This window comes from Edaphosphingomonas haloaromaticamans, assembly GCF_001853345.1.
In the GTDB taxonomy this organism is placed as follows: Bacteria; Pseudomonadota; Alphaproteobacteria; order Sphingomonadales; family Sphingomonadaceae; genus Sphingomonas_E; species Sphingomonas_E fennica.
In genome coordinates, this window is the sequence record NZ_MIPT01000001.1 from 3,947,939 (window position 1) to 3,965,098 (window position 17,160).

Here is a 17,160-nt window from a genome sequence, read left to right on the forward strand (position 1 = left end):
CGCGCCCGCGTGGCTATCTCCATTTATGTCCGTATCCTTGATAAACCAGATGCGATGGCGCCGGTCGCAGTCATTATTCGCCAAGATTAGCGCCCTGTTGTCTGTCAGGTGCGACGCTCCGCCCGAATGGGGCCCGGGACCCGATCGCGGAGCCGAATAGATAAATCCTGCCCGCGGCCTTTCACGCTGCGAATGACGCAGGAAGCGCTTGTCAGGGGTCCGCGCCCCTTTTCGGGGAATGACCACATGTGCTTTTCAGCCAGTTCCAGCTTTATCGCCAGCGCCGTGATTGGATCGATCGGCGTGGCGACATTGCGGCATGTCCGCGAGCCGCGCGCCCTCCTGTTCGCTTCCGTGCCGATGCTGTTCGCGGTTCACCAATTCTCCGAAGGGTTCGTCTGGCTCGGCCTTGATGGGCATATCGGCAAGCTTGCGCTTGATCATGTCGCCTTCCTGTTCATGCTCTATGCGCAGGGGATACTGCCCCTGCTGATGCCGGCCGCTGTCGTGTTGATGGAGCCACCCGGCTGGCAAAGAAAGGCCATTCTCGGCCTGACCGCCGTCGGCGCGCTCGTATGTGCGTGGGATGTTTACGGGTTGATATTCTTTCCGAGCCAGGTCTTTGTCGAGCAGAACTCGATCGCCTACCGCAATCCGCTGACCGGCGATTTCTGGATATCCTGCCTGTATATTATAGCGACGTGCGGCGCTCTGCTGCTGTCCACCCATCGCGTCGTCAAAGCCTACGGCGTGGTGAACGTCATTGCGCTGACGGTCGCGGAGATCGTCAAAGAATACGCATTTGCTTCTGTCTGGTGTTTTTACGCCGCGATCATGAGCGTGATGATCTATTGGCAATTCAGGCGTCTGAACATTGATATCGAGACGCCCAACGGCACTTCGCCAAACCTCAGGCCGTTCCTTCTCGCCTGGTTACGTCCGGGCAGGTCAGCTCTTGTGGGGGCGGATTGAACACCCGAGGCTGATTGATTGGGAGCTCTGCAATCGACCCTCTGGCCTCGCCCTTATCGCCGCCCTGAGGAACCGGGCAATGTTGAGAACACCGGCTCAGGGGAAGCGTCTACCTCTGACGTCCGCGCCTGGAGCAAGCCGTCAAAAATTGCCGGTGCGTGCCGTCAGCCAAGGCGCGAAATACTTGATCGAGATTATCCGCATGAACGACCCACGATGCATGGGAATTTCTAGCTGAAGTTGCGTTGTGTGCGCATGCCGCGCGGCGGCGGGGCATCCGCCCCGTCACCCCGCCCGGACTTTTGATGATCGGGTGGAGCGCGAAATGTTCGGGTTGTCTCGTGGGAAAGTCGCTGTAGCGACAAAGCCGCCTTTGGGCTGGTTCGCAAAGCGGATGGTGGCACCTTCGCGATCGGCCAATGCGCGGACGATTGCGAGGCCAAGCCCGGCGCCCCCGGTCTCACGGTTGCGCGAAGGGTCGAGCCGCCCGAACGGCTCGCCCAGCCGCTGCAGCGTCTCGGGTGGAACGCCGGGTCCGTCATCGGCGACCGAAATCGTGACTGTCTGATCATCTGCGCTTGCCTCGATCGACACATGGCCACCATGGCGCACGCCGTTGTCGATCAGATTGGCGAGCATGCGGCGAAGCGAGATCGGCGTCGCTTCGATCGCGAGATCGGGAGGTATGGCGCCGAGCGTGACGGCATCGCCCATGTCGACGCGCAGCGCAACGATCGCGGCGAGTTCTGTCGCCAGATCGATGCGTTGGGGCTGCGGTGTCGCTCGGCCATCCCGCTTCGCGAGCAGCAGCGTGTCGTCGAGCAGCGCCGCCATTTCGTCGAGATCGGCGGCGGCCTTCGCACGCTGCTCGCTGTCGTCGATAAACTCGGCGCGCAGCCGCAGCCGGGTCAGATAGGTACGCATGTCGTGCGCGATTCCCGCCAGCATGCGCGTGCGCTCCGCCATCAGCCCACCGATCCTGGCCTTCATCTCGTTGAAGGCGGCCGAGAGATCGCGCATCTCGCGCGATCCGGCGACGGGGAGGTCGGGCGTGTCGAGATCAGACGTAAAGCGGCGGACGCCTGCCGATAGCCGGACCAGCGGCCGTGTCGTCTGGCGGACCGCGAGCGCCAGTACGCCAAGCACCAGCAGTCCGCCGACGGCGCCGAGGAACGCGCGCTGGCGCAGATAGGCCCGCACCACCATCGAGGGCCGACTGTCGACCACAAGCAGATCGCCACCGCGCATCGGCACGGTAAGCGTGATCGGCGCGAAGAAACGGCTGGTCCAGGGGCGTGTCCCCGCCATGCGGCCAAGCAGCGGCCGTCGTCCGGTAAGGCCGATATCACGGCCGGGCAGCGCCGCTGCATAGTCGAGGCGCAGACGATCCAGCCCCTCGCGCTGCGTGGCTGGCGCCGGCGGCGGCTCGCGCAGAATCTGCACGGTATAGAGCGAGCCATTGAACATGGTGACGAGCGATGCGCGGCGGGCCGGCGGTGCGGCCTCCAGCGTGTCGACCATCGTCCGCGCCTCGGTCGGCAGCGGCAGATTATAGGGGCGCTGATCGTCCCCGCGCGAGGGGAGCGCCATCACCACCCAGATCAGCATCTGGAGCAGCACGAAGCCGCCGAGCAGGATCGCGGTGATGCGCAGCGAGAGGTTGGACCCGATCGTCATCGGCTCAGCCCCTGGCGACCGTGGGCGTGAAGATATAGCCGCCGCCACGCACGGTCTTGATCAGCGCCTCGCCGGTCGGATGCCCGGCGAGCTTGCGGCGCAGGCGGCTGAGCTGGACGTCGACCGCCCGGTCATAAGGGCCGGCGCTGCGCCCGCGCGTCCAGTCGAGCAACTGGTCGCGGTTGAGCACGCGCTGCGCGTGGGTGACGAGGCTCAGTAGCAGGTCATATTCGCCGCCGGTCAGATCAATCAGGCTGCCGTCGGGATCGGTGAGCGCGCGCGAACCCGCGTCGAGCACCCAACCCCCAAAGGCGTAGCGTTCCGACGGCAATACCGGCGCGACCCGATGCGCCTCCCGCGTGCGTCGCAGGATAGCCCGCACGCGGGCCACAAGCTCGCGCGGATTGAATGGCTTGGGCAGATAGTCGTCGGCGCCGATCTCGAGCCCGACGATGCGATCGACGTCGTCGCCCTTGGCGGTGACCATCAGTACCGGGACATCCCCGCGGGCGCGCAGTCGCCGGCACAGCGACAGGCCATCCTCGCCCGGCAGCATGATATCGAGGATCGCGAGATCGACTCGCTGGCGCTCGATCAACCGGTCGAATTCCACCGCGGTGCGGCACCCGATCGCCTCGAAACCTTCGCGCACAAGCAGCCCGGTCACCAAGGACCGGATCTCGTTGTCGTCCTCGACGACGGCAATGAAACTTGTCTCCACGAAGTGTTTGTGCCGCTTTGCGATGAAGGAGGGAATAAGCGTGCGGCAGTGCGTTACAATTCGTCACCGTCCGTTACCGTGGTGCGGCACCAGGCTTACGCAACGCGCCCATACCGATTCAAGGCGGCCAGACCGTCGGACAATCAAGGAGCGTATCCATGTACAAGCAACTCTTCCTGATCGCGGCCGCGACGGCAGCGGTCGCCAGCGCCACCGTCGCCACGTCTGCGGAAGCCCGCCAGCGCGGTCGCGTCGTGAGCGTCCAGGGCTCGGGCGGCCGCGGCTATGTCAAGCAGCGCTCGGTCTCGCGCCAGCCGGGCAGCACCTCGATCAACCGCAGCCTTCAGACCAACAATGGGCGCGGCTACAACAGCAACCGCAGCGCCAACTGGGGCGACGGCAGCTATAATGGCGGCCGCACGACCACGCTCAACGACGGCACGAGCTTCGGCCGCAGCACGACCGCGACCAACAATGGCGACGGCACCGCGAGCTATGCTTCGACCCGCACCCGCCGCGACGGCACCAGCACCTCGGTGTCGGGCACGGTCAATCGCGATCCCTATTGATTGCCCCCGGCCGCGCTCTTCCCCCGGGCGCGGCCACCCCGTCGAAGGAATTCCCGATGACCCGATTTCTCATTCTGCTCGCCGCGGCCGCTGCCGTCGCTACGCCCGCCTGCGCCCAGCGCTTCGGGGGCGGCGACGGCGCCGCGGCGTTCGACAAGGCCGACGCCAATCATGACGGCATCATCACCCGCGCCGAATTCTCCGCTGCGCGCACTGCTCGTTTCGACACGATGGACCGCAACCATGACGGCGCGATCAGCAAGGCCGATTTCGCACGCCTCGCCAAATTCCGCCCGCAGGCGGTGGACCGCCTGGAGGCCATGATCGCGCAGGCCGACGCCAATCGGGACGGCCGGCTGACCAGGGCCGAGATGGCATCGGCTCCGGCACCCATCTTCGAGCGTGCCGATAGCAACAATGATGGCGCTATAGACAGCGCAGAGCTCGCCGCAGCCCGCGCCGCCATGGCCCAGATGCGGGACGGAGCGAACTGACATGAGCCCCGAGCGCTCGCCCGTCTGGTTGGCAATGATGCTGGCGCTGGTGCTGGCCGAGGTGGCCTGGCGTATGCACAAGGGGCATGGCTATGATGCCCGCACGGCGCTCACGACGCTCGGTATCGTTGCCGGCAACATCCCGTTTGCCGCGCTCAACGCGCTGCTGCTGGGCGGCCTATTCACGGCGGCGTGGACGATCGCGCCAATCCGCTTGCCGCTCGACGACTGGCGAACGTGGGCGGCGGGCTTCCTCGCGGTCGAATTCGCCTATTACTGGTTTCACCGCGCCAGCCACCGCGTGCGCTGGCTGTGGGCGTCGCATTCGGTTCATCATTCGGCCACGCAGATGACCTTGCTGTCGTCCCTACGGCTCGGCTGGACCAATCTCTTCTCGGCCGGCTGGATCTTCTATGTCCCGCTGGTGTTCGCGGGGTTCGATCCGCGGCTCGTGTTCGGGCTACTCGCGCTCAACCTGCGCTACCAGTTCTTCCTGCACACCGAAGCGGTGGGCAGGCTCGGCCCGATGGAATGGATTTTCAACACGCCCGCCCACCACCGGCTGCACCATGCGTCGAACTCTGCCTATATCGACCGCAACTATGGCGGTGTGCTGATCGTCTTCGACCGTCTGTTCGGGACACTGGCGATCGAACGGCCCGATGAGCCGATCCGCTACGGCCTGGCCCACCGCGAGGCGACGGCCAATCCGATCCGGCTGGCGCTGCGCGAGTGGAGCTACATCGCCCGGGACGCCGCCGTGGCCAGGGGACCGCGCCAGCTAGCGCGCGCCCTGTTCGGCGCGCCCTGAGGAAAAGTTCATGAAAATCATTCTGATCCTGATAGCCGCACTGAGCCTCACCCCATCGTCAGCCGCCTGGGCGACAACGTCGCCCGGCCCCGTGTGCGAGGCCAGCTGGGTGGATAGCGCCCGCACCCGCACGGTGCCCGTCCGCATCCGCATGCCGGAAGGGTCGGGCAAGGTGCCCGTCATCCTGTTCAGCCATGGCCTCGGCGGCTCGGTGGATTCGGGCATGCTCTGGGCGCAGGCTTGGGCCAGCGCCGGATTTGCGGTCGTCAACCTCCAGCACCCCGGCAGCGACCGGAGCATCCTGCGCGGCGGCGCGGTGCGTGGCGCGATGTCGCCGCAACAGCTCGTTTCCCGCATTACGGATGTCCACTTCGTCATCGACGAACTCGGCCGCAAGGGGCGCGAGGGTGCGTGCGATCTCAGCCGCCTCGACCTCTCGCGGATCGGCATGTCGGGCCACAGTTTCGGCGCGCATACCACCCAGGCGGTCGCAGGCCAGCATTTCCCGATGGCTGGCAGCGATGGCTTCACGGACACTCGCGTGAAGGCAGCGATCGCCTTCAGTCCTTCGCCTCCGTTCCGGGGTTCGGCGGAAGCGGCGTTCGCCGACGTGTATATTCCCTTCTTCTCGATCACCGGAACGGACGACAGCGTTCCACTGACCCCGCAGATCAGGCCCGCTGACCGCGAGCGCCCGTATCGCGCCATGCCGCCCGGCGGCAAATATCTGCTGGTGCTCGACGGCGCCACCCACATGGACTTCAACGGCCGGGGTGATGGCCGTCCCGCACCTAACGCCCATATCCAGGCGGTGGTCATCGACGCGACGATCGCCTTCTGGCGCTGGACCTTGCTGGGCGATGAAGCGGCGAAGCGCCAGCTCGACGCGGATGACGTGGGCTTGGTCGCCGGCGATCGGCTTGAACATCGCTGAACCTCGACCCAGTTTCGGGGATTGGAGCACCCATGAAGCTCAAGCGGTCGGCTTCGCCGAGACTCAAGCGCTATGCCGACGAGATCGACCGCGTGCAGCGCGACCTCTACGGGGAGGACTAGGCAAGCCGGGAAGCCGGGAAGCTGACGGAGTCCGCCCTCGGCCAGGCCGATCCAGACAGCGCAATGCCAGTCCGCTGTTATGGATCGGTTGACGCTGTCAGAACAGGAGTGCCGCTTCGGTCCGATCTTCACGCCAAGCCTTCGACGGGGTATCATGAGTGACCCTGCCAAAGGCCAACCTTTTCAGGCAATTTTTGCTGAACCTCCCGCACGCTACCCTTCGGTCGCCAATTCCACCGCTCAGGAAGATGGGCGATTAGGATCTGCCCAGGCAATGATGGACTGACGATCCATTGCACCCGCCGTGCGCTTGATTTCGTGACCATTGGCAAAGAGGATCATCGTCGGAATGGAGCGGATGGCGAATCGCGCGGCAACGGCCTCCTCTGCCTGGGTATCAATCTTGAGCAACCGCATGCCGGGCTCGAGTTCCCGGGCAGCGGCGGCAAAGGCGGGCGCCATCGCGCGGCAAGGCCCGCACCAGGGCGCCCAGAAATCAACCAGCACCGGCAATGAGCCGGCTTCGACGTGGCGCGCAAACGCGTGCGAGTCCGCGACGATCGGCTCACCCCGAAAGAGCGGCTGCTTGCAGCGGCCGCACTGCGGATGTTGGTCAAGTCTTCGCACCGGAACCCGATTAACCGAAACGCATCGCGGACACACCACAAGGGCCGGATCGGACTGGATTGCTGTCATGCGGCTTTACTCCGGCCATTTAGTTGATTACATGACTTATGTAATCAAGAGATCACGATTGCCAAGATGGCTATGGAACGGAAGACGTGAATGAACGATGCGACGGCCACCGCCCAGACGCCAGATATCCTGCAGATCGGAGACCCGGCACCCAATTTCCAGGCGCGCAGCACGATGGGCACGGTCAGCCTGTCGGATTTCCGGGGTCGCTGGCTGATACTGTTCTCGCATCCGGCGGATTTCACGCCGGTGTGTACGAGCGAGTTCGTCGCGCTCTCACGGGCGTCAGAGCGGTTCCAGGCGCTCGGTTGCAAGCTGCTCGCGGTGTCTGTCGATAGCCTCTACGCGCATCTGGGCTGGATCAGGGCGATTCGCGATGCTTTCGACGTGACGGTCGCCTTTCCGATCGTCGAGGATCCCTCGCTGATCATCGGCCGGGCCTATGGCATGATCTCGGACCGTTCCCCCGACGCAGCGACGATGCGCTCGACCTATTTCATCGATCCCGATGGCATCATCCGGGCGATGATCTGCTATCCCGCGACGGTCGGTCGGTCGGTCGATGAGATGCTGCGCGTGCTTGCCGCGTTGCAGCGGGTCGATGCCGACAATGTAGTGACGCCCGAAGGCTGGCGTCCGGGCGACGATGTGCTTTTGCCGCCCCATGCCGATCAGGCCGCGCTTCTCGCCGGCGCAGCCGATCCGCTCTGGTTTCACAGGTCTCGTCCCGATCGGAAGGACGCATCGACGTGACGGCCAAACCCTTGTCGGAAATCGAGCTGGAGACAGTTGCCGAGGTGATGCGCGTCCTAGGCCACGAAACACGGCTAAGGCTGATCGATGCGTTGCGCATACGGGGTGAGCAATCGGTGGGCGAACTCGAAGCATTGACCGGGATTGGCCAGCCCGGTCTCTCACAGCAGCTGGCGATCCTGCGCAAGGCGGAGCTCGTCAGGACGCGCCGCGCCGCAAAACAGGTCTATTACGACCTCGCGCCAACGGCACTGGCCGGCACGGCCGCCTTCATGGCAGATCTGGCCGGGATGAAGACCTCGGGAGCCGAACCCATCAAGGCCATCCCCGCGCGCGGTTCGGCGGCCACGTTCGCGAAGATCCTTTAATCGGGCAGCTCCAGGAAGCGATGCGCAAGTGGCAGCATCGCGGAACGGTGGGTGACCAGGACCAGTCCGGTTCCAGTATCCCGCAGCCAGGAATCCAGGTTGCCGCAGAGCACCGCCTCCGTGGCAGGATCAAGCCCCTCGCTCGGCTCGTCGAGGAGCAGCCAGGGTCGCCCGGCCAGCAGTGCGCGCGCCAGGGACAGCCGTTTGCGCTGTCCTCCCGACAGGCGGGCGCCGCCATCGCCAATCCAGGTCAACAGTCTCTCGGGCATGACGCGAACGTCATCTGCCAGACAGGCTATGCCGAGCGCGTGCCAGAGGGCCTCGTCTTCGAGGCCAGGCCGCGCCAGCCTCAAATTGTCGGCAATGGTGCCGGCGATCATTCCCCCATCCTGCGGCGAGAGCGCGAACAGGCGCCGTCGCGCTTCGGGCGGACATTCGGCAAGTGGCCGCTGATCGATCAGCAAGCTATGGCCACATGTGGTGCGCCAGCCGGCGAGACACTCTAGCAGACTGGTCTTGCCCGCACCGGACCGGCCCGTGATCGCGAGCCGGTCACCCTTTGCAAGCATGACCGAGCGCGGATCGTCGCCGAGCGCAATGCTCTCACCGATCAAAGCGACAGGCGCCGCCGTGGGCCCAGGAATAGCGGCGAGTTGCGCCAGCCGCTCCAGACCTGCCGCGACGACGGCGTCGCGGCCGAGGGACCTGATCGTGGCGCCGAGCGCTTCGAGCGCCCCTGCGGCCGCGAGGGCGGCAAGCAGGGTGAGGGGAAGGCTTGCCCGCGACAGGGCAATCATCGTCGCAATGGCGAGGCCGCCCAGCGCGGTCACCCCCGCGCCGAGCAGCGCCTCATTCCGGGCGAAGCCGACACGGGCGTCATCGAGCCGGGCGGCCTGCCGCGCCAGCAGCGCCTCGATCGAGGGAGCAAATCCATAGGCAGCGATCTCGGGCGACGCCGCTGCATATTCGACGAATTCCTGCTTGAGCCGTGCGATCTGCTCCTGGATGTCGAGCGCCCGGCGCGGCAGCACACGCCGGGCGAACGATCGCGCGGCCAGGACTCCCGCAGCCATGATGACGAACAACGCAAGAAAGGCGCGCGGTCCGGCGGGCACCGCCAGCGCCAGCGCCGTGGCTGCGCCGAACATCCCGGCGAAATAGGCTGGCGCGCGTACGAATCGATCCTCGAGCGCGTCAACGTCCTGCTGCAGCAACGCGCCAGCCTCGCCCGCCGAGCGGGTGTGTTCTGGCGACGGCGCGTTGATCAGGCGCCCGAACAGTCGGGCCCGGAGGGCAGCAAGAGCGAACAGTGCAGCCTTGTGCCCATAGAGTCTTTCGCCGTAGCGCGTGACGGTCCGTACGATCGCGAGCAGGCGGATCGCGGCGCCGGGGATCAGATAGTTGAACGCCTGGATCGCGGCTATTCCCGCCGCCCCAGCAAGGGCCGCGGCGGTGATGAACCAGCCCGCGAGTCCAAGCAGCGAGATCCCCGCCATCGCGGCAGCCGCCGCGCACCACAGCGCGACGCCGCTCGCGCGCCGCTGTGGCTGGGACACATCGGCCAGCAGCGCCGCCAGTTCGCGATTCATGAGAGCACCACGCGATGATCGGCCAATGCAGCGATCGCGGCGCTATGGGTGACGAGGAAAACCGTGCGCCCCCTGCCCGCCTCGACTATGTGCCGGGCCAGTTCCATCGCGGAGCCTTCGTCGAGATCGGCGGTGGGTTCATCGAGGAGCCACAGCGGGGCGTCGCGGAGCAGCGCCCGCGCGATACCGACGCGCCGGCGCTCGCCGCCCGAGAGGCCCGATCCGCGTGGGTCGATGAGGGTTGCAAGGCCCGCCCCTCGGGTCTGCACGACCTCGGTCAGTCCCGCGCGCCGCGCGACATCCTCGACCTCCGCGTCGCTCGCATGGGGACGCGCCAGGCGGATATTGTCGGCCAGGCTTCCCGGCACGAGCGCCGTCGCCTGACCGGCCCAGCTGACCTCCCCGCGCAGCGCCTCCGGCGAGAGTGGGCGTCCGTCGAGAAGGATATCGCCCGCGACCACCGGCGCCAGCCCCAACAGCGCGTGGAGCAGGCTCGACTTGCCCGTTCCGGTCGTACCCGAGAGCGCCGTCACGCAGCCGGCGGCGATGTGCATCGAGATCGGTCCCACTCTTCGTTCGCCATAATCGATAACGACTGACTCGAACCGGATGGCGGGCGGAGCCGCCAGCATATGGACCGGCGACGTGGCGACCACCGGCGCCGGAGTCAGGGCGGCCAGACGCTCGAGCGCCGCTTCACCGACCTGCTTGTCGTGATAGGCTGCGGCCAGGCGGCGCATCGGCAGATAGAATTCAGGCGCAAGGATGAGGACATAGAGGGCGCGGCTCAGGTCGAGCGTCTCGGGCACGGGAAAGGGCAGCAGCCCGAGCAGGTTGAAACCGCAATAGACCGCGACCATTGCAACGGACAGCGCGGCGAAGAACTCGATGATCGCCCCGGAGAGAAAGGCGATGCGCAGAACCGCGACGGTACGCCGGGCGACCTCCTGTGTCGCCCCGTCAAGCTGGCGCGTGACCCGATCCTGCGCGTCAAAGCCAAGGATCAAGGGGAGCGCCCTGATACGATCGATAAACAGTCCCGAGAGCCGCGCCAGGACGTCGAGCTGCCGAGCGGCAGCCCGGCTCGCCACGGATCCCGCCAGCGCCATGCCCAGGGCAAAGGGGATCAGCGTCGCCAGGAGTATCGCCGCTGCAATCCAACTCGCCAGCGCTGCAGATGCCGCGATCAGCAAGGGCGTCGCCATCGCTGCAAAACGCAACGGTATGAAGCGCGCATGATAGCCGTCAATGTCCTCTATCCGGTCGATCGCATCGGCGACCTGCTCCCCGAGCATCCGTCGCGAGCCGGCAGCAGCGCGCAGCACCGCGCCGAATGCGGGTGATCGCCATGCGCGCTTTGCACGAGCCGCGTTCCGATGCCCCTGAGAGAAGGCCGTTGTCTGGAGAGCTGCGCGCGTTGCGGCAGCGGCAGCGAGCAGGAGGAGCGCGACTACGTATTGTTCACGATTCCCGGCCCGCGTCGAAATGGCGATAGCGACTGCTGCGGCCACACAGACGGCCAACACTCCGTCCACCAGCCATAACAGGGAAGCGCGCCTCATCCGCATCAGTTTCGCACCAAAGGGTGCTTGTTCATATACATAATTACGCCTAATGACTAATCAATATCGCGACTGACTCGATGGGCAGGATGCCGCAACCGACCGCACAGGAGTTCCGCCAATGGTGGATATGGCAGTAATCGAGCTTTCGCGCCTGCAGTTTGCGCTGACCGCGCTCTATCATTTCCTGTTCGTGCCGCTGACGCTCGGCTTGTCCTTCATGCTGGTGATCATGGAGAGCATCTATGTGATGACCGGCCGGCCAATCTGGCGGACGGTCACGCGTTTCTGGGCCAAGCTGTTCGGGATCAACTTCGTGCTCGGCGTCGCCACGGGCCTCACCATGGAATTCGAGTTCGGCACCAACTGGTCCTATTTCTCGCATTATGTCGGGGACATCTTCGGCGCGCCGCTTGCGATCGAAGGCTTGATGGCTTTCTTCCTTGAAGCAACGTTCGTGGGCCTCATGTTCTTTGGCTGGGACAAGTTGTCGAAGCGCCAGCATCTCTTCACCACCTTCATGGTCGCGCTCGGATCGAACCTGTCGGCGCTGTGGATTCTGGTTGCCAATGGCTGGATGCAGCATCCTGTCGGCTCGCGCTTCAACTCGGACACGATGCGGATGGAAGTGACCGACTTCATGGCGGTACTGTTCAATCCCGTCGCCCAGGCCAAGTTCGTCCATACCGTGAGCGCTGGTTATGTTACCGCCTCGGTCTTCATCCTCGGCGTCTCGTCCTGGTATCTGCTCAAGGGCAAATGGGTGGCGGTCGCTAGGCGCTCCTTCACCGTCGCCGCTGCGTTCGGGCTTGCTTCTTCGCTCTCGGTCGTCGTGCTGGGCGATGAATCCGGCTATGCCCTTACGGACAACCAGAAAATGAAATTGGCGTCGCTTGAGGCCATGTGGCACACCGAGCCCGCGCCTGCCGGCATCGCCGTCTTCGGCATCCCCAGTCTCGAAGGACGAGAGACACGCTATGAGATCAAGATCCCCTATGTGCTGGGCCTGATCTCGACGCGCAGCCTGACCGGCGAGGTCGCGGGCATCACCGAACTTGTCGCCAAGGCGCAGGTTCGGATCGAAAATGGTGTCCAGGCTTATGACGCGGTGGAGAAGCTGAAGGTCAATCGCACCGACATGGCGGCGCGCGAGCAGTTCGAGCGGCACAAGCTCGATCTGGGCTATGCCATGCTGCTCAAGCGCTTCGTTGCTGATCCACGGACTGCCACGCCTGACCAGATCGTCCAGGCTGCATGGTCCACGGTCCCCAACGTGCCGGTCATGTTCTGGGTGTTCCGGGTGATGGCGGGCCTTGGCTTCTTCTTCATCGGCTTTTTCCTGTTGGCCTTCTACTTCTCGACCGTCCGCCGTTTCGATGCGCGCTGGTTCCTGCGCGCCGCCGTCTGGATCATCCCGCTCCCCTGGCTCGCCGCGGAGTTCGGCTGGGTGCTCGCCGAGATCGGGCGACAGCCCTGGGCGATCGAGGGCGTGCTGCCGACGTTCCTGGGCGCCTCCAGCCTCACGGTCGCCCAGCTCTGGACGACGATCATCGGCTTCACATTGCTCTATGGCACGCTGGCGGTGATCGAGGTCCGGCTGATGCTGGCGGCGATTCGCAAGGGGCCGCTGGAACACATCGATGAGCCGTCGGATGCTGCTGTAGCGGGGCACGGCTACACGCCGCTGCCCGCCGAATAAGGAGAGCGATCATGGCACCTCCCATTGACTATGAGACGCTTCGCCTGATCTGGTGGGGCCTGATGGGCATATTGCTCATCGGGTTCGCGCTGACCGACGGGTTCGATCTCGGTGTCGCCGCCTTGCTGCCTTTCGTCGCGAAGACCGACGCCGAGCGGCGCATGGTCATCAATTCCATCGGCGCGACCTGGGAGGGCAACCAGGTCTGGTTCATCCTGGGCGGCGGCGCGATCTTCGCGGCTTGGCCGTTCGTCTATGCGGTGAGCTTCTCCGGCTTCTACCTCGCCATGTTCCTGGTGCTCGCCGCGCTGATCCTGCGTCCCGTCGGCTTCAAATATCGCTCCAAGAAGCCCGACGCAGCATGGCGCAGCCGGTGGGACTGGGCGCTGTTCGTCGGCGGGTCCGTGCCGGCTTTGGTCTTCGGTGTGGCCGTCGGCAATGTGCTGACCGGCATTCCCTTCCGTCTGGATGGCGACCTGCGATCCTTCTATGAAGGCAGCCTGCTCGGCCTGTTCCATCCCTTCTCACTGCTGGCCGGCCTCCTGTCGGTCGCGATGTTGGTCCTTCACGGCGCAAGCTGGCTCGCCATCAAGATCGAACGGGGTGCGGTGCACGATCGCGCAAAGCGTTTCGGGCAGATCGCGGCTATTCTTTCCGTCCTGCTCTTCGCCATCGGCGGCCTGATGGTGGCACGCGGTGGCATGGGGTTCCGCGTGACAGGCGCAGTCGATCCGATGGGGCCGTCCAATCCGCATTTGATGGCGATGATTGCCGCGCCCGGCGCATGGATGAGCAATTATGCGCTTCATCCCTGGATGCTGGTGGCGCCGGTGTTCGGATTTGCCGGGCCGCTGATTGCCCTGGCTGGAATCCGGACCGGCCGCGAAGTCCTGGCTTTCGGCGGCTCGTCGCTCGGCACGCTTGGCATCATCGCGACGGTCGGCTTGTCGATGTTCCCCTTCATCCTGCCCAGCTCGATCGACCCGGCCTCCAGCCTGACCGTCTGGAACGCGTCCTCCAGCCATGTGACCCTGTTCATCATGCTGCTGGTGACGCTGGTCTTCCTGCCGATCGTGCTGCTCTACACCGCTTGGGTCTACAAGATACTGTTCGGGCGGATCACGCTCAAGGACGTTGGCACCAACCCGGACTTCTATTGATCTGAAGGACATGGACCATGTGGTATTTCAGCTGGATATTGGGTCTCGGCCTGGCCGTCGCCTTCGGCGTCCTGAACGGGCTCTGGCATGAATTTCATACCGACCCCGACGAAGACATGACGGCGTAACGCGCGAGCAAGAAACACGAACAGCATTTCCAGCGAACATCGGAAGATAGTCATGAGCCTCAACATCGGCATCAGTGATACGGATCGTGCAGCGATCAGCGACGGCCTCAGCCACCTGCTCGCGGACACCTATACGCTGTACCTGACCACGCATAATTTCCACTGGAACGTCACTGGGCCGATGTTCAACAGCCTGCACGCGATGTTCATGGCGCAATATACCGAATTGTGGAACGCGGTGGACCCGATCGCCGAGCGCATCCGGTCACTGGGTCATCCCGCCCCGGGCTCCTACGGCCAATATGCCAAGCTGAGTTCGCTTCCCGACGCTCCGGCGACGCCCCCCAAGGCGCTCGAGATGGTTGCCATCCTGGCGCAAGGCCATGAAGCGACGGCGCGAACCGCGCGGAGCCTCTATCCTGTCGTCGAGGCTGCCAGCGACGAACCGACGGGCGACCTCCTGACCCAGCGGATCGGCGTGCATGAGCAGGCGGCCTGGATGTTGCGCGCCCTGCTCGAAGATTGAGGGTAGGGTCTCGTAACAGATCCTGCATCTGCCTATCCCAGAGTCAGCAGCAAGCTGGCCGCCGCGATCCAAATTCCGACGGGCTCCGTCCCATCGGCTGATCGACATGCTTCATTTGATCTCGTCACGGAGAAATTCCGGGGCGAATATGGCAGGTCTCGGAAAAGGAACTAGCGGTGAGCGACCGCGACGACGGCGCAGGGTGAGCAACGCAGGTTCGGGCTACATGTGAGCGCGGCGTGTCCTGCAGCGCTCGACATTGCGCTCCGCGATGCCCGCGAACGGCTTTCGAGGATTGCCCCCACTTCTATGTGGATGTGATGACCGAACTGGCGAAGCCATGTTGCTTGGTCGGACCGACATGCTCCACGTCGATGCCGGCCATGAGATGATCGAGCGCCAGCAGAATACGCCGCAACAGGTCACTCTCGTCACCGGGCATCCCTTCTTCCAGGGCGACGCTATTTTCGCTCGCGTCATATTCCCACCGCTTGAGCAGTTCGATCTTCTCTTCCCGAGAAAGACCCTCATGCAAGAGAAGTTCTTCGGGGTCCGCAAAGATCGATCCCGGATCAAGGAGCGCCTGGGCCATATCCACAGACGCGGGTCCTGTCGTGCTCACCATGATATTGCCTCCCTGCCCGGTGTTGCGCTGATAGCTGCGATCAGCCTTCGCCCATGCCTTCCGCTGGCTTCGGCGCACCGCCGCCGCGGACAGTTTCCTCGATCCGGCGGCCGACATCGGCATCTATGCTCTTCCAATATTCGAACGCCCGCTCGAGAACCGGCGAGCGAACGCCGCCGAGCAGACTGCCTGCGACCTGATCGACCAGCTTCGTCCGCTGCCCGTCATTGAACACGTCGCGAACCATGATCCCGGGTTGCGTGAAGTCATCGTCCTCGGCGCGCAGCGTATAGGCGCTGCGAACCATGGGGCCATCGGCCTCCCAGCCGTCCACGACGGGCCCTGTTTCGTCCGCCCAGCTTCTGCCCCCGCTGTTGGGCGCGTACACCGGAGCGCTACCGCTGTGATGATAGGCCATGTGGCCGTCGAACATGTAGGTGTTAACCGCTACCTTCGGCCGGTTGACCGGCAGCTGGTGAAAGTTGGTGCCGATGCGGTTACGCTGCGCGTCGTTGTAGGCGAACGCCCGGCCGAGCAGCATCTTGTCGGGCGACAGGCCGATGCCCGGCACCGTGTTTCCTGGTGAGAACGCCGCCTGCTCGATCTGGGCGAAGAAATTCTCCGGATTGCGATTGAGCGTCATCGTGCCCACCGGGATTAGCGGATAATCCGCATGCGACCAGGTCTTGGTCAGATCGAACGGGTTGATCCGGTAGGCGCTGGCATCTGCATAGGGCATGACCTGGACCGAGAGCGACCAACTGGGATGCTCGCCGCGCGCGATAGCTTCAAACAGGTCGCGGCGATGGAAATCCGCATCGGCGCCCGCCATCGTCGCGGCTTCGGCATTGGTAAAGAAGGCCATGCCCTGATTGGTGTGAAAGTGATATTTCACCCAGAATCTCTCGCCTGCGGCGTTGATCCACATATAAGTGTGGGAGCCGTAGCCGTTCATGTTGCGCCAGGTGCGGGGCAGACCGCGTTCGCCCATGAGATAGGTCACCTGATGGGCGGATTCCGGATTACTGGTCCAGAAGTCCCACTGCATATGATTGTCTCGCAGACCCGAATCCGGCAAACGCTTCTGACTGCGGATGAAGTGCGGAAATTTCATTGCATCGCGAATGAAGAATATCGGCGTGTTGTTGCCGACCAGATCGTAATTGCCTTCGTCGGTGTAGAATTTAAGCGAGAAGCCACGCACGTCGCGCCAGGTGTCGGGACTGCCGGCCTCGCCGGCAACGGTAGAAAAGCGCGCGAGCATGTCAGTAGTCGTGCCCGGCTGGAACAGGGCAGCCTTGGTATAGGCGGAAACGTCCTTGGTCGTTTGGAATATGCCGAAAGCGCCCGAACCTTTGGCATGCGGTTGCCGTTCGGGGACCTTTTCGCGGTTGAAGTGCGCCATTTGCTCGAGAAAATGAACGTCCTGAAGCAGGATCGGGCCGTCCGGACCAACCGTCAGCGAGTTGCGATCGCTCAGCGCCGGGGCGCCAGTGCTCATCGTGGACCCGCGTTCATCTTTCCGGTCGGTCATTGCACTTCTCCAGCAGAAATCGGTGTTTCCTGTCTCGGCGCTATCCTCCTTTGCTGATATCCGTAGAGGCCCTTATGCTGAAGAAGCGGCGGTCACTGGCAGCCAGAACTCGTCTAGAAATAGGCGCGTTTCGCTACGTCGAGTGGAGCAGGATAGTGCTACACGGACATGTGCTGATGCTCGCGTGAATTCTGTATGATCATGACGTTGGGCGAGTCAC

The 17,160-nt window shown here is 64.2% G+C and carries 18 protein-coding genes; 11 read left to right on the forward strand and 7 right to left on the reverse strand.

Features of this window, described 5'->3' with window-relative positions; genetic code table 11:
• The first annotated feature begins 246 nt into the window (after window positions 1-246).
• A complete protein-coding gene (locus tag BHE75_RS18330; RefSeq protein ID WP_070934731.1) occupies window positions 247-972 on the forward strand; it encodes a DUF6629 family protein in 726 nt (241 codons plus the stop codon).
• Between the two features lie 285 nt (window positions 973-1,257).
• Here BHE75_RS18330 and BHE75_RS18335 read toward each other — a convergent pair whose 3' ends face one another.
• Complete coding sequence (locus BHE75_RS18335) at window positions 1,258-2,649, reverse strand: ATP-binding protein (protein WP_070934732.1); 1,392 nt, start codon at window positions 2,647-2,649, stop codon at window positions 1,258-1,260.
• A gap of 4 nt (window positions 2,650-2,653) precedes the next feature.
• The gene (locus tag BHE75_RS18340; RefSeq protein ID WP_070934733.1) at window positions 2,654-3,370 is read right to left on the reverse strand and encodes a response regulator; all 717 of its coding nucleotides are present in this window, start codon (window positions 3,368-3,370) and stop codon (window positions 2,654-2,656) included.
• Between the two features lie 158 nt (window positions 3,371-3,528).
• Here BHE75_RS18340 and BHE75_RS18345 point away from each other — a divergent pair, with 158 nt between their 5' ends.
• From BHE75_RS18345 to BHE75_RS18360, 4 genes are read left to right on the forward strand one after another with little or no spacing between them, the layout of a single operon-like run.
• The gene (locus tag BHE75_RS18345; protein WP_043151028.1) at window positions 3,529-3,939 is read left to right on the forward strand and encodes a hypothetical protein; all 411 of its coding nucleotides are present in this window, start codon (window positions 3,529-3,531) and stop codon (window positions 3,937-3,939) included.
• Between the two features lie 56 nt (window positions 3,940-3,995).
• The gene (locus BHE75_RS18350) at window positions 3,996-4,433 is read left to right on the forward strand and encodes an EF-hand domain-containing protein (RefSeq protein ID WP_070934734.1); all 438 of its coding nucleotides are present in this window, start codon (window positions 3,996-3,998) and stop codon (window positions 4,431-4,433) included.
• A 1-nt stretch (window position 4,434) separates the two neighbouring features.
• Window positions 4,435-5,244: a sterol desaturase family protein gene (locus BHE75_RS18355; RefSeq protein ID WP_070934735.1), complete on the forward strand. Its 810-nt coding sequence runs from the start codon at window positions 4,435-4,437 to the stop codon at window positions 5,242-5,244.
• 10 nt (window positions 5,245-5,254) lie between these two features.
• Window positions 5,255-6,178: an alpha/beta hydrolase family protein gene (locus BHE75_RS18360; RefSeq protein WP_070934736.1), complete on the forward strand. Its 924-nt coding sequence runs from the start codon at window positions 5,255-5,257 to the stop codon at window positions 6,176-6,178.
• A gap of 362 nt (window positions 6,179-6,540) precedes the next feature.
• Here the strand turns inward: BHE75_RS18360 and trxC are convergent, their stop codons facing one another.
• A complete protein-coding gene (gene trxC, locus BHE75_RS18365; RefSeq protein ID WP_070934737.1) occupies window positions 6,541-6,996 on the reverse strand; it encodes a thioredoxin TrxC in 456 nt (151 codons plus the stop codon).
• A 90-nt stretch (window positions 6,997-7,086) separates the two neighbouring features.
• Here trxC and BHE75_RS18370 point away from each other — a divergent pair, with 90 nt between their 5' ends.
• Both BHE75_RS18370 and BHE75_RS18375 read left to right on the forward strand, forming a co-directional pair.
• Window positions 7,087-7,749: a peroxiredoxin gene (locus tag BHE75_RS18370; RefSeq protein ID WP_070934738.1), complete on the forward strand. Its 663-nt coding sequence runs from the start codon at window positions 7,087-7,089 to the stop codon at window positions 7,747-7,749.
• On the forward strand, window positions 7,746-8,117 hold the full coding sequence (locus tag BHE75_RS18375) for an ArsR/SmtB family transcription factor (RefSeq protein WP_254684500.1): 372 nt from the start codon (window positions 7,746-7,748) through the stop codon (window positions 8,115-8,117). Before BHE75_RS18370 ends, BHE75_RS18375 begins: the two co-directional genes overlap by 4 nt.
• Here the strand turns inward: BHE75_RS18375 and BHE75_RS18380 are convergent.
• Both BHE75_RS18380 and cydD read right to left on the reverse strand, forming a co-directional pair.
• Window positions 8,114-9,706: an ATP-binding cassette domain-containing protein gene (locus BHE75_RS18380; RefSeq protein WP_070934739.1), complete on the reverse strand. Its 1,593-nt coding sequence runs from the start codon at window positions 9,704-9,706 to the stop codon at window positions 8,114-8,116. The two genes, BHE75_RS18375 and BHE75_RS18380, sit on opposite strands and share 4 nt — an antisense overlap.
• The gene (gene cydD / locus BHE75_RS18385; protein ID WP_070934740.1) at window positions 9,703-11,274 is read right to left on the reverse strand and encodes a thiol reductant ABC exporter subunit CydD; all 1,572 of its coding nucleotides are present in this window, start codon (window positions 11,272-11,274) and stop codon (window positions 9,703-9,705) included. The genes BHE75_RS18380 and cydD overlap by 4 nt, the downstream gene beginning before the upstream one ends.
• A gap of 118 nt (window positions 11,275-11,392) precedes the next feature.
• On the opposite strand from cydD, the gene BHE75_RS18390 reads away from it, so the two are divergent.
• From BHE75_RS18390 to BHE75_RS18405, 4 genes are read left to right on the forward strand one after another with little or no spacing between them, the layout of a single operon-like run.
• On the forward strand, window positions 11,393-12,967 hold the full coding sequence (locus BHE75_RS18390; protein WP_139181855.1) for a cytochrome ubiquinol oxidase subunit I: 1,575 nt from the start codon (window positions 11,393-11,395) through the stop codon (window positions 12,965-12,967).
• 11 nt (window positions 12,968-12,978) lie between these two features.
• A complete protein-coding gene (gene cydB / locus BHE75_RS18395) occupies window positions 12,979-14,127 on the forward strand; it encodes a cytochrome d ubiquinol oxidase subunit II (RefSeq protein ID WP_070934742.1) in 1,149 nt (382 codons plus the stop codon).
• 17 nt (window positions 14,128-14,144) lie between these two features.
• Window positions 14,145-14,255 carry a cytochrome bd-I oxidase subunit CydX gene (gene cydX / locus BHE75_RS18400; RefSeq protein WP_043151041.1) on the forward strand — a complete coding sequence of 37 codons (111 nt, stop codon included), beginning with the start codon at window positions 14,145-14,147 and terminating at the stop codon, window positions 14,253-14,255.
• 52 nt (window positions 14,256-14,307) lie between these two features.
• Window positions 14,308-14,781: a Dps family protein gene (locus BHE75_RS18405; RefSeq protein ID WP_070934743.1), complete on the forward strand. Its 474-nt coding sequence runs from the start codon at window positions 14,308-14,310 to the stop codon at window positions 14,779-14,781.
• 307 nt (window positions 14,782-15,088) lie between these two features.
• On the opposite strand, the gene BHE75_RS18410 is transcribed toward BHE75_RS18405, so the two are convergent.
• Both BHE75_RS18410 and BHE75_RS18415 read right to left on the reverse strand, forming a co-directional pair.
• Window positions 15,089-15,406, reverse strand: coding sequence for a hypothetical protein (locus BHE75_RS18410; protein WP_217494740.1), 318 nt, complete (start codon window positions 15,404-15,406; stop codon window positions 15,089-15,091).
• A 40-nt stretch (window positions 15,407-15,446) separates the two neighbouring features.
• The gene (locus BHE75_RS18415) at window positions 15,447-16,940 is read right to left on the reverse strand and encodes a catalase (protein ID WP_070934745.1); all 1,494 of its coding nucleotides are present in this window, start codon (window positions 16,938-16,940) and stop codon (window positions 15,447-15,449) included.
• Window positions 16,941-17,160: the final 220 nt, after the last annotated feature.